This window comes from Arthrobacter sp. FW306-04-A (assembly GCF_044358315.1).
GTDB lineage: Bacteria > Actinomycetota > Actinomycetes > Actinomycetales > Micrococcaceae > Arthrobacter.
Map to the genome: position 1 here is coordinate 1,413,790 of NZ_CP084559.1, position 11,960 is coordinate 1,425,749.

Annotated in this window: 10 protein-coding genes; all 10 read left to right on the forward strand. The window is 64.2% G+C overall.

The features are described from left to right. The first annotated feature begins 243 nt into the window (after window positions 1-243). Window positions 244-1,236 carry a substrate-binding domain-containing protein gene (locus tag LFT43_RS06455; protein ID WP_395801698.1) on the forward strand — a complete coding sequence of 331 codons (993 nt, stop codon included), beginning with the start codon at window positions 244-246 and terminating at the stop codon, window positions 1,234-1,236. Between the two features lie 72 nt (window positions 1,237-1,308). Then, window positions 1,309-2,349 (forward strand): ABC transporter permease, encoded by a 1,041-nt coding sequence (locus tag LFT43_RS06460; protein ID WP_395801699.1) that lies wholly within the window; start codon window positions 1,309-1,311, stop codon window positions 2,347-2,349. Window positions 2,350-2,361: 12 nt separating this feature from the next. After that, window positions 2,362-3,288 (forward strand): ATP-binding cassette domain-containing protein, encoded by a 927-nt coding sequence (locus tag LFT43_RS06465; RefSeq protein ID WP_395801700.1) that lies wholly within the window; start codon window positions 2,362-2,364, stop codon window positions 3,286-3,288. A gap of 31 nt (window positions 3,289-3,319) precedes the next feature. Then, the gene (locus LFT43_RS06470; protein ID WP_395801701.1) at window positions 3,320-4,750 is read left to right on the forward strand and encodes an aldehyde dehydrogenase family protein; all 1,431 of its coding nucleotides are present in this window, start codon (window positions 3,320-3,322) and stop codon (window positions 4,748-4,750) included. A 22-nt stretch (window positions 4,751-4,772) separates the two neighbouring features. Continuing rightward, a complete protein-coding gene (gene iolD, locus LFT43_RS06475) occupies window positions 4,773-6,722 on the forward strand; it encodes a 3D-(3,5/4)-trihydroxycyclohexane-1,2-dione acylhydrolase (decyclizing) (RefSeq protein ID WP_395801702.1) in 1,950 nt (649 codons plus the stop codon). After that, the gene (locus LFT43_RS06480; RefSeq protein ID WP_395801703.1) at window positions 6,719-7,522 is read left to right on the forward strand and encodes an HpcH/HpaI aldolase/citrate lyase family protein; all 804 of its coding nucleotides are present in this window, start codon (window positions 6,719-6,721) and stop codon (window positions 7,520-7,522) included. The genes iolD and LFT43_RS06480 overlap by 4 nt, the downstream gene beginning before the upstream one ends. 28 nt (window positions 7,523-7,550) lie before the next feature. After that, entirely contained in the window at window positions 7,551-8,762 is a 1,212-nt protein-coding gene (locus LFT43_RS06485; protein WP_395801704.1) for a Gfo/Idh/MocA family protein, read from the forward strand. 35 nt (window positions 8,763-8,797) lie between these two features. Then, on the forward strand, window positions 8,798-9,781 hold the full coding sequence (locus LFT43_RS06490) for a LacI family DNA-binding transcriptional regulator (protein WP_395801705.1): 984 nt from the start codon (window positions 8,798-8,800) through the stop codon (window positions 9,779-9,781). 118 nt (window positions 9,782-9,899) lie between these two features. After that, window positions 9,900-10,832 (forward strand): hydroxyacid dehydrogenase, encoded by a 933-nt coding sequence (locus tag LFT43_RS06495; protein ID WP_395801706.1) that lies wholly within the window; start codon window positions 9,900-9,902, stop codon window positions 10,830-10,832. 95 nt (window positions 10,833-10,927) lie between these two features. Next, complete coding sequence (gene iolG / locus LFT43_RS06500) at window positions 10,928-11,959, forward strand: inositol 2-dehydrogenase (protein WP_395801707.1); 1,032 nt, start codon at window positions 10,928-10,930, stop codon at window positions 11,957-11,959. Window position 11,960 lies beyond the last annotated feature (1 nt).

The window sequence follows — 11,960 nt, forward strand, 5'->3', positions numbered from 1 at the left end:
GCGGTGCGCGGATAGTTAAGGCAGGTGGGTGCGAACACCCGTCGACTATTCAATTGGAACGCTCCATTGACAATTGGTCAAGCCTTGATTTAGCGTTGGAGCGTTCCACAAAGCGAGCTGGATCACATCGCAAAATGGATCACATCCGTTCACAGCTAGATGGTTCCGGCCACCCAGCCTGCCTTCGAAGGCACAGAAGACGCGGGCGACGGTCGAAATACGCGACATCAAAGGAGATTTCACGTGGCAAAGTTCAATTGGCGGCGGAGCGCAGTGGCGCTGGCCGTAGTACCGCTTCTGGCACTGGCGGCATGCTCAGGCGGCGGCAAGCCAGCCGACACCGCCAACGCTGCCGCCGGCGGGGCTGTAGTCGACACACCGCGCCTCAAGATCGCGCTGATCACCCACGCTGCAGCAGGGGACACGTTCTGGGACATTGTCCGCAAGGGAGCTGAAACCGCAGCGAAGAAGGACAATGTTGATCTTCTCTACAGCGGAGACGGGGATGCCGGCCGTCAGGCGCAGCTCGTGCAGCAGGCGATCGACCAGAAGGTCGACGGCATCGCCGTCACTCTCGCTAAGCCGGACGCCCTGAAGGATGTCGTCCAGAAGGCTCTCGCTGCCGGAATTCCGGTCGTGAGCCTCAACGCGGGCGAGGACCAGTACAAAGCAATGGGAGTCATGGCCCACTTCGGGCAGAGCGACAAACTCGCCGGCGTCACGGTGGGGAAGCGCCTGGCCTCCGAGGGCATCAAACACCCGATCTGCGTGATCCAGGAGCAGGGCCACGTTGGGCTTGAGAACCGTTGCGCCGGCATCAAGGAGAATGTCCCCGGTTCGGAGGTTGTTTACGTCAACGGCGCTGACATGACGTCCGTTGCTTCCACGGTCACCGCGAAGCTGCAGTCGACCCCGGATGCCGACGCCATCGTCGGTCTAGGCGCCCCGTTCACGCTGACCATCGTGAAATCCGTCAAGGATTCCGGAAGCAAAGTCAAAGTCGCATCCTTTGACCTGAACGGCGATCTCGCCAAGGCGATCGTGGATGGAAGCGTGGAATTCACGGTGGACCAGCAGCCCTACCTGCAGGGATATGGATCAGTCGATGCCATCTGGCTCAGCAAGGTCGGTGGCTTCAAGGTCGGCGGCGGCCAACAGGTCTACACCGGACCGGCTGTGGTGGATAAGTCCAACGCTTCCGACGTCTCCAAGTTCGCCCAGGCCGGCATCCGCTAACCCGCGAGAAAACCGTCGGGATGCCGGGCCCTCTACCAGCCCGGCATCCCACGCCAAAGGAGTTTAGTAATCATGGCCAATGCTGTCCTAACCGCCCCTTCCGATGAGCGCGTCAGCGCCCGGAACCGCCTCCAGAAAATGCTGGTGCGGCCGGAGCTCGGGGCCCTCGTGGGGGCCGTCGTCCTCTTCGTCTTCTTTTCCGCCATCGCCCCCGTCTTCCTGCAGCCCAACTCCCTGGCGACCGTCCTCTATGGCAGCTCCACGATCGGGATCATGGCCGTAGGAGTCGCCCTGCTGATGATCGGCGGCGAGTTTGACCTTTCCACGGGCGTCGCGGTCATCACCTCTGCCCTCTCGGCCTCGATGTTCAGCTGGTATTTCAGCGTGAACATCTGGATCGGAATCGCCTTCGCCCTCGTCGTTTCTTTGGGGATCGGTTTCATCAACGGCTGGATCCTGGTGAAGACCAAACTGCCGAGCTTCATCGTTACCCTCGCAACCTTCCTGATGCTCGCAGGCCTGAACCTTGGCCTCACCCGCCTGATTGGCGGAGCGGTAGCCACCCCGTCCATTTCCGGCATTGACGGCTTCGAAGCGGCCCACACCATTTTCGCTTCCTCCGTCACCGTCGCCGGAGTGGAGGTCCAGATCACGGTATTCATCTGGATCATCCTGGTTGCGGTCGCGTCGTGGGTCTTGCTCCGCACCAAGGTGGGCAACTGGATCTTCGCCTCAGGCGGTGACGCGAACGCTGCCCGCGCCGTGGGTGTTCCGGTGACCAAGACCAAGATCGGCCTGTTCATGGCGGTCGGCTTCTGCGGCTGGGTCCTGGGCATGCACAACCTCTTCGCCTTCAACACCGTGCAGTCCGGTGAAGGCGTGGGCAACGAGTTCCTCTACATCATCGCCGCGGTCATCGGCGGCTGCCTGCTGACGGGTGGTTACGGTTCGGCCGTGGGCGGTGCGATCGGTGCGTTCATCTTCGGCATGGCCAACAAGGGCATCGTGTACGCGCAGTGGAACCCGGACTGGTTCAAGTTCTTCCTGGGCCTGATGCTGCTGCTGGCCACCATCGTGAACCTCATCGTCAAACGCCGCGCAGAGCTCAAGTAAAGGGGCGGACCAATGAATGCCAAACAGATCGACCAGCAGACCCTGCTCAAGGATGAAAAGGATCCGCTCACCCACACCCCCGTGCACCTGCTCTCCCTGGACGGTGTCGGCAAGCACTACGGCAACATCATCGCCCTGCGCGATGTGACCATGGCCGTGGACAACGGCCGCGTCACCTGCGTCCTGGGCGACAACGGTGCCGGCAAGTCCACCCTGATCAAGATCATCGCCGGACTCCACCAGCACGACGAAGGCGTGCTGCACATCATGGGCGATGTGCGGAAGTTCAATTCCCCCCGCGATGCCCTGGACGCCGGCATCGCCACGGTCTACCAGGACCTGGCGGTCGTCCCGCTGATGCCGATCTGGCGGAACTTCTTCCTCGGCTCGGAACTGACCACGGGCTGGGGGCCGTTCAAGAGCATGGATGTCCAGAAAATGAAGGACATCACGCTCAAGGAACTGGCCGCGATGGGCATCGACCTGCGCGATGTGGAACAGCCCATCGGCCAGCTCTCCGGCGGTGAACGCCAGTGTGTGGCGATCGCGAGGGCCGTGTATTTCGGGGCGAAGGTCCTGATCCTGGACGAACCGACGGCCGCGCTGGGTGTCAAGCAGTCCGGCGTCGTGCTCCGCTACATCCTGCAGGCCCGCGACCGGGGCCTGGGCGTCATCTTCATCACGCACAACCCGCACCATGCCTTCCCCGTGGGTGACCGGTTCCTGCTGCTCAAGCGCGGCAAGTCGATCGGCTACTACGACAAGAAGGACATCACCCTGGACGAACTCACCGCGCAGATGGCAGGTGGCGCGGAACTGGCCGAACTCGCCCACGAGCTCGAACAACTCGGCGGACACACCGAAGCCCTCAAGGAAGTCCAAGCCGAAGTCGCCGAGGTCACCGACGCAGCATACGAAAGCAACACCAAGCGCCACTAAGCGCGAACGTTTACAACCTGATGGAGCAACCATGGAAATGCTAATAGCCGGAAACTGGCGCGGCGCTGCCGACGGAAGGACCGAGGAAGTCCGCTCGCCCTTCGACGGCCGGACGATCGACACAGTCCCCGTAGCGACAGTCCAGGACGCCCAAGCCGCACTTGACCGCGCCGAGATCGGCGCCCACCTGCAAAGGACAACACCGGCCCACGCGCGCGTCGATATCCTCTTGCGCGCAGCCGCCCTGGCGGATGAACGTGCCGAGGACATTGCCCAGACCATCAGCGCCGAAACCGGGAAGCCCATCACCGAAGCACGGGGTGAGGCCAGCCGCTCCGGGAACATCATCCGCCTCGCCGCTTACGAAGGGAGCCAGCTGTACGGCTCCACGCTTCCTTTGGACGCAAACGCCGGGACAGGTTTGGACAAGATCGGATTCACCCTGCGGCAGCCGGTGGGCATCGTCGTCGCCATCACGCCGTTCAACTACCCTGCCCTGCTGGTGCTTCACAAAATTGCACCCGCACTGGCAGCCGGTAACGCCGTCGTACTTAAACCGGCCCGCGCAACTCCTCTGACGGCGCTGAAGCTGGCGCAGTGCTTCGTCGACGCCGGCCTGCCGCCTGAGGCGCTGTCCGTGATCACGGGACCCGGCAGTTCCCTCGGCGACGTGCTCGTGACGGATCCGCGGGTCCGCAAGGTGTCCTTCACAGGTTCCACCAGCATCGGAACGCATATCAGCTCGATCGCAGGCGTGAAGAAGCTCTCCCTTGAGTTGGGCGCTTCGTGCCCGGTGATCATCCTGCCGGACGCGGACCTCGAACTCGCCTCCACCGCGGTGGCGGCTGGCGGCTACGTCAATGCTGGCCAGGTGTGCATTTCGGTGCAGCGGGTCATCGTTGACCGCCGCGTCGAGAAAGACTTCCTGGACGCGCTGGTCCCGAAGGTCGAAGCGATCACCGTGGGCAACCCCAAGGAAGAAGGCACGAGGCTTGGCTCGCTGATTTCCGTGGAGGAAGCCGCACGCGTCCACACGTCGATCCTCGAGGCCCGCCATTCCGGTGCCCGTGTTCTCACCGGCGGTGATCGCGACGGCGCCGTGGTGACTCCCGCCGTCGTCGCCGGCGTCGATCCACGGTCGCCGCTGAGCCGGAGCGAACTGTTCGGACCCGCCGTCGCGGTCTCTTCCGCGCAGGACATGGAGAGCGCCATCGCCATGGCCAACGACAACGAGTACGGGTTGGGCGCTGGCATCTTCACGAGCGACGTCGCCGGGGCCGTGCAGGCCATGCGGCAGATCGACGCCGGCAACATCCACATCAACTGGTCGCCGCTGTGGCGGGCGGACCTCATGCCCTATGGCGGCTTGAAAGGCAGCGGCATCGGCAAGGAAGGCGTCCGCTCTGCTGTCCAGGAAATGACCGAAGAGAAAACGGTCGTCCTGCACGGGCGCCCCTGGTAACCACGACAACTGGAATAAGGCAATGACCACACCATCGCAGACCATCAGGCTCACCACTGCCCAAGCGGTCATCAAGTACCTCTCCGCACAGTATTCGCTGGCCGACGGCGTCCGCCGCCGCCTGGTCCCCGCTGCCCTCGGGATCTTCGGCCACGGCAACGTGGCCGGCCTGGGACAGGCCTTGGACGAAATGGCCGACGATATGCCGTTCATCCAAGGCCGCCACGAGCAGTACCTGGCCCACATCTCCACCGCGTATGCCAAGGCGAGCCGCCGCCAGGCAGTCCTCGCCGTCACGGCCTCCATTGGCCCCGGTGCGCTCAACCTGGTCACCGCTGCCGGCCTGGCAACGGTAAACAGGATCCCGCTCCTGCTCTTGCCCGGTGACACCTACGCCACCCGGCACCAGGGCCCGGTCCTGCAGCAGCTGGAACACCCCACCGAGGCTGATGCCACGGTCAACGACGCGTTCCGCCCGGTATCGCGCTTCTTCGACAGGATCAACCGCCCGGAGCAGCTCCTGACCGCGCTTCCGCAGGCCATGCGCGTGCTCACGAGCCCCACGGACACCGGCGCCGTGGTCCTTTCGCTTCCCCAAGACGTGCAGTCCCACGCCTACGACTTCCCGGCTGAATTCTTCGAGCCGCGCGACTGGAAGATCCGGCGGCCGCTGCCGGACCTGGAAGAGGTCGACGACGTCGCCCGGCTTATCCGCTCGGCTGAGCGTCCGGTGATTATCGCCGGTGGCGGAGTCCACTACTCCGACGCACACGCGGCCCTTGAGGCACTGGCAGGACAGGCCGGAATTCCCGTCGTCGAGACGTTCGGCGGCAAGGGGGCCGTGACCAAGGACGAATGGTGGCAAGTGGGTGGTGTGGGGCTGGAAGGCAACTTCGCGTCCAACACCCTGGTCAAGCAAGCCGACCTGGTCCTCAGCGTCGGCACGCGCCTCACCGACTTCGCCACCGGCTCCCAGTCCATCTTCGAAAACCCGGACGTACGGTTCGCGTCCTTGAACATCGTGGACGCCGATACCCGCAAGCAAGGCGCCACGGGGATCCTGGCGGATGCGCGCCTTGGCCTGGAAGCACTCGCCCGCGCCCTGGAGGGCCACAACACCGCCGAAAACTGGCAGGAAACCGTCCATTCCGAGAAGGCAAAATGGGCTCCCATCCGGTCCCAGTGGCTCGACGCCGACACTCCCTACCGCCCGGAGGACCACCCGGACGCTCCAGTCACCGGAGCCGTCCTGACCCAGCCGCAGCTGATCGGACTGATGCAGGAACACGCCCGCTCGGGCGACACCATCATCGCTGCGGCCGGAGGACCTCCCGGTGACCTGCAAAAAGTGTGGGACGCCACGGGCAACCGCAACTGCCACCTGGAATTCGGCTTCTCCTGCATGGGCTACGAAATCGCAGCCGGCATGGGCGTCCGCTTGGCCGAGGGCAACAACGACAACCGCGTGATCACCTTCATCGGCGACGGCACGTTCCTCATGGCACCCACCGAAATCCTCACCGCGGCCCAGGAAGGCCTCAACGTCACGGTTGTCGTCTCCGAGAACCACGGCTACCAGGTCATCCACCGCCTGCAGATGAACCGCAGTGGCAAGGAATTCGGAAACGAGTTCCGGTACCGCACCACTGGAGGCAGCGTCGCTGCAGGAGACGCCCCCAGGGCGCGGCTGGATGGCGACTACCTCAAGGTGGACCTCCGGCAGATCGCTGAAGGACTGGGCGCCCTTGCCATCCGGGCAACCACCGCGGCAGAGGTCCGGGAAGCACTGGCCTCCACGCGAGACACCGAAGGACCGGTCGTGATCGTGGTGCCAACCGTTCCCCATGTGGACCTGCCCGGCGGAGACGTCTGGTGGGACGTAGCTCCCGCAGAAGTGTCCGGTCAGGAATGGGTCCGCACCCTCCGCGCAGATTACGACCAAGCACGCGGCCGCCAGCGGTGGTTCGGATGAGCGGCTCAGCGGTGAGCGGCGGAAACCACGACAGCGGACCGCTCGACGGCGGCCAGCTGCGGCGCCGCTTGGCCGCCGGAGAGGTGACCCTGGGAACGTTCGTCGGCATGGCTTCCGCCACCGCGGTGGAAGTGTGCGCTGCTGCCGGCGCGGACTGGGTGCTGGTCGATCTTGAGCACGGCTCCGGCGGTGAAGATGCCGTCCGTGACGGGGTCCTTGCGGCCGGAGCTTACGGTGTCCCGACCATCGTGCGCGTGGAGAGCGGCGAGCGGATCCGCATTGGACGGGTCCTGGACCAAGGCGCGGCAGGCATCATGGTTCCCCGCGTGAACAGTGTCGAGGAAGCCAGCCAAGCGGTGACGCACATGCTCTACCCGCCCTACGGCGACCGCGGGGTTGCCACGTACAACCGCTCCTGCCGCTGGGGCATGGACAGGGCGCCGTTGAGCGCAGATCAGCAGTCAGCCGTGGGAATCATCCAGATCGAGACCCTTGATGCCCTGGTACATGTGGATGAAATAGCGGCCCAGGACGGGGTGGATGTCCTCTTCGTTGGACCGATGGACCTGTCCTACGCTCTGGGCGTGCCGCTGCAACTGGACAGCAGTGCTTTCCAAGAGGCGCTGCAGCGAGTAGTCGCGGCAGCCCAACAGCACAACAAAGCGGCCGGCATCCTCGCGGTGGACGGCATGGCCGCGGCCAAGTATGTCCGGCAGGGCTTCCGGTTTGTGGCCATCGGATCAGACTCCACCATCATGGCGGCGGCCTTCCGTGACGCCTTTGACACCGCACGCAACTGACAAGATTTTCAACGAGAAAGGCATGAACGTGAGCTCAGAATCCCGCACCGTCGGTGTAGGCCTCATCAGCGTCGGATGGATGGGAAAGCTCCACTCGCGCGCCTACCAGACGGTCCCGTACGCCTACCCTGAGCTTGGTTTGACCACCAAGCTCGTCATCGCAGCAGACACGGCGCCGGACCGGGTGGACTACGCCCGCGACGTCCTTGGCTTCGCGGAAGGCACCACTGACTACCACGATGTCCTGAACCACCCGGATGTGGATGTCGTTTCCATCTGCGCCCCCAACTTCCTCCATGCTGAAATCGGCATAGCGGCGGCCAAAGCTGGTAAACACTTCTGGATCGAAAAGCCCGTCGGACGCGGCTATGAGGAAACCGCTGCCGTGCGGGAAGCCGCCGTGGAGGCCGGCGTCGTAACCTCCATCGGATACAACTACCGCCACGCCCCGGCGGTAGAGCATGCCAGGAAGCTCATTGCGGAAGGGCGCCTCGGCCGCATCACTAACGTCCGTGCCGTGTTCTTCTCCGGATATGCATCCGAACCCAACGGCGCCTTGTCCTGGCGCTTTGACCGGAAACTCGCCGGCACCGGCGTGCTGGCGGACCTGTTCAGCCACGCAACGGACCTGTGCCAATATGTAGTTGGGCCCATCGCAGAAGTTACCGCGCTCACAAGTACGGTCTACACTGAGCGCCCCAAGCTGGCGATGGGATCAGGGACGCACTTCGCGGTGATCGAAAACGGTGAAATGGGAGAGGTCGAGAATGAGGACTACGCTGCAGCGCTGGTCCGCTTCGGCCCGTCCGCCCGCGGGGCAGGCGCCGTCGGCACCATTGAATCCTCCCGGGTTGCCGTTGGGCCCGAGTGCGGTTACCAGATCGAGGTCTATGGAACCGAAGGCTCGCTCAAATGGGACTTCGAGCGCATGAACGAGCTCAAGGTCTGCCTGGGCCGCAACAACGATGAGCAGGGCTACACTACGGTCAACGCCAGCCCCCGCCATGGGGATTACTCCCACTTCCAGCCTGGGCCCGGCAACAGCATGGGCTTTGACGACCTCAAGGTCATCGAAGCCAAGAAGTTCCTCGTCGCCGTCACCGGAGGAGTGCAGGAAAACTCCAACATCCACGATGCCGCTTCAGCCGCCGCCATTGTCGGCGCCGCGGAAGCATCCTCGCTGTCCGGTCAATGGCAGAAGATCGAGGAAATCCACGGCACCACGGCAGCGCGAGCGTAACCATGGCACCTCCATCCGCCCGGCGGCCAACGATCATGGACGTGGCAGAACGTGCCGGCGTTTCCAAGTCCCTGGTCTCACTCGTGCTGCGCGACTCACCGCGCGTCAGTGAGGAACGCCGTCAGCGGGTGCTCAAGGTTGTTGAGGAGATGGGCTTCGAGTTGAACCTCGCGGCCCGGTCCCTGGCAACGCGGGACAGCGGAACCATCGGTGTGCTGGTCAGCGATATGCACAACCCGTGGGCCTTCGACGTAGCCGATGCCGCACGGACCGTACTTGAAGAGGCTGGACATACGGTCCTCTTCAGTGCGGTCACGGCGGCCGGCAGGGGAGTGGACCAGTCGATCCTGCAGGCCTTCCGGGACTTGCGTGTCGCGGGACTGCTCGTCGTCGGAACCGTGCCCGACCAGCACCCGTTCAGCCGCGCCGTCTCCGGCGGGGCTGTGGTCTTTGCCGGCGGCGGACCGGACTACATCGATACTGCCGATATTGTGCGAAGCGATGACGCCCACGGCATGTCCATGGTTGTTGAGCACTTGATCGCCCAAGGACACGAGAACATCGTGCACCTAGGCGGCCTGGGTGGCTCGGTTGGCCGGGAACGCGTGGACGGGTATTCGGCGGCAATGGAAGAGCACGGACTGGCCCGCCACATCCATGTGGTGGACGCCGACTTCTTCCAGGAGTCCGGCTATGTTGCCGCTCAAAGGGCCCTGAGCTCCCGTTCCAAGCACCAGCGTCCCACAGCGCTGGCCTGCATCAACGACCTCGCCGCCTTCGGGGCCATGACGGCTGCCGATGAACGTGGCGTGGAAGTTGCCATCACGGGCTACGACAACATCGCGCTTGGTGCCATGCCGCGCCTGGGACTGACCACGGTTGACCCGAATAGCTCCGCCATCGGAGTCACTGGCGCAAAAACCCTCCTGGAACGCATCCATGGTGAGGGCAGCGGGTTCGTCCACCATACAGTCACGCCCCAGTTGGTCGTGCGGAAATCCAGCCTCCTCGGCCTTTAGAACACAAGCCTTTAGAACACAGGCCTTTAGAAACGCATCTAGCAACACCCCGTCTCTAGACCTACCAGCCACGCCGTTTCCGGCGCAGCCCCATACCTCCACATCTTCAAGGATGACGATGGCTTCGATAACCACACCCCAAATCTTTGTCGCTCTCGGCAGCGTGGAACCCGACTTGGTGGAACCGCTCCTGTCTGAACACCAGCGACTCATCCAGGACCCCAGCGACGAGGACCTGGCCAAGGCCGATGCGGCAATTGTCAGGGCCGCGTACCGTGTGGACCGGGAACTGTTGGACCGCATGCCGGCCCTCAAAGTGATCGCCCGGACGGGCGTCGGAACCGACCTCGTGGACGTCGCTGAAGCCAACCGACGGGGAATCCCCGTGGTGATCACGCCTGGAAGCAACACGGCCTCTGTAGCCGAAGGAGTGTTCGCCCACCTGCTGGCGCTCGTCAAGAAGCTCTCTTCGCTGACCGCGCTGGTCCGTGAGGGACGCTGGGAACAGCGGGCCGCCGTCGGCGTCGGAGACCTGGAGGGATTCACGCTCGGCATCATCGGCTACGGCCGTATTGGCCGCCGCGTGGCGCGCATCGCCGATGCCTTCGAGCTAAAGGTGCTGGCTTACGATCCTTTCGCCGAGATTCCCGCGGAGATCCGTTGCGACACGGTGGAGGAACTCCTCGCGGGTAGCGACTTCATCACCCTTCACGCGCCCCTGACACCGGAGAACCAGAACCTCATCAACGCGGACCGGCTCAAGGCCATGAAGCCCGGAGCGATCCTCATCAACTGCAGCCGCGGTGGGCTCATCGACCTCGACGCCGCCCACGAGGCACTGCTGTCAGGACACCTTTCCGGGCTAGGCCTGGATGTGTACGATCCCGAGCCGCCTGCGCACCACCCGTTGTTCGACCATGAAAACGTGGTCCTGACTCCGCACTTGATGGGCTTCACCCGTCAAGGCATGGCGCACACGGTCAGGGACGCCGCCCAAGGAGCAGTTGACTTCCTCGCCGGGCGCACGCCCGCGGCGGTGGCGGCGCCATGACAGCCCGTGCAGTTGAGCAAGTCCCCGTGAACCCACAAGAACCAACGCAAGCCCCCGGTCTTCCCCGGGCAGCCCCCCAAGAAAGGACCCTCCACATGTCCACTGATCGACCCCTCAAAGTAGCGCTGTTCGGTTCCGGCCGCATCGGGCAGGTCCATGCCCGGAATATCGCCGATCACCCGGACCTGGAACTGGCATGGATCGCCGACCCCTTCATCGACGGAGCCCGCAAGTTGGCGGCTGGGACCGGCGCGGTGGCTGTTGAGTCAGCCGACGAGGTTTTCGCGAACAACGACCTTGACGCCGTCGTGATCGGCTCGCCCACCAGCACGCACGTGGACCTGATCTCGCGCGCCATGGCGCAACGCGTGGCGGCCCTGTGCGAGAAGCCAATCGACCTCGACATCGAGCGTGTGCTCGCCTGCCGCGACGTGATCAAGGGCAACAACACGCCCCTCATGCTCGGGTTCAACCGACGCTTCGATCCCCATTTCGCGGCCATCCGGTCGCGGGTCGCGGCGGGTGAAATCGGACGCCTCGAACAGCTGACAATCATCAGCCGCGATCCCGCACCCGCGCCCGCGGCCTACATTGCCACCTCCGGTGGGATCTTCCGGGACCAGAGCATCCACGACCTGGACATGGCCCGGTTCTTCGTCCCCGACATCATCGAAGTTTCGGCCACCGGCGCCAACCTGTTCTGCGACTACATCGAGGAAGCCGGGGACTTCGACTCGGTGGTCATCACCCTCAAGGGCCGCGACGGCGAACTCGTCACCATCACCAACTCCCGCCACAGCGCGTTCGGCCACGACCAGCGCCTGGAGGCGTTCGGCAGCGAGGGGATGCTCAGCGCAGGCAACGTCGGCCCGACGACGGTGCGCAAGTACGGTGCTAACGGCACCGAAGAGGCGGACGCCTACTTGCCGTTCTTCCTGGAACGTTACGCCGAGGCCTACCGGAACGAGCTGGACAGCTTCGCCAAGGCCATCCGCTCAGGCACTGCCTGCAGTCCGGGATTCGACGACGGTCTGCAAGCACTCGCTTTGGCCAACGCGGCCGAAGAGTCCGCCCGTTCAGGCCGCGCCGTCAGGATCGAAAATTCAGTCAAGATCGGGCAGCCGTAAC

Excerpts from the sequence above, each read along its gene's own strand:
- LFT43_RS06460 (WP_395801699.1), top strand. The coding sequence starts at position 1,309 with ATGGCCAATGCTGTCCTAACCGCCCCTTCCGATGAGCGCGTCAGCGCC.
- LFT43_RS06465 (WP_395801700.1), top strand. The coding sequence starts at position 2,362 with ATGAATGCCAAACAGATCGACCAGCAGACCCTGCTCAAGGATGAAAAG.
- LFT43_RS06470 (WP_395801701.1), top strand. The coding sequence starts at position 3,320 with ATGGAAATGCTAATAGCCGGAAACTGGCGCGGCGCTGCCGACGGAAGG.
- iolD (WP_395801702.1), top strand. The coding sequence starts at position 4,773 with ATGACCACACCATCGCAGACCATCAGGCTCACCACTGCCCAAGCGGTC.
- LFT43_RS06480 (WP_395801703.1), top strand. The coding sequence starts at position 6,719 with ATGAGCGGCTCAGCGGTGAGCGGCGGAAACCACGACAGCGGACCGCTC.
- LFT43_RS06490 (WP_395801705.1), top strand. The coding sequence starts at position 8,798 with ATGGACGTGGCAGAACGTGCCGGCGTTTCCAAGTCCCTGGTCTCACTC.
- LFT43_RS06495 (WP_395801706.1), top strand. The coding sequence starts at position 9,900 with ATGGCTTCGATAACCACACCCCAAATCTTTGTCGCTCTCGGCAGCGTG.
- iolG (WP_395801707.1), top strand. The coding sequence starts at position 10,928 with ATGTCCACTGATCGACCCCTCAAAGTAGCGCTGTTCGGTTCCGGCCGC.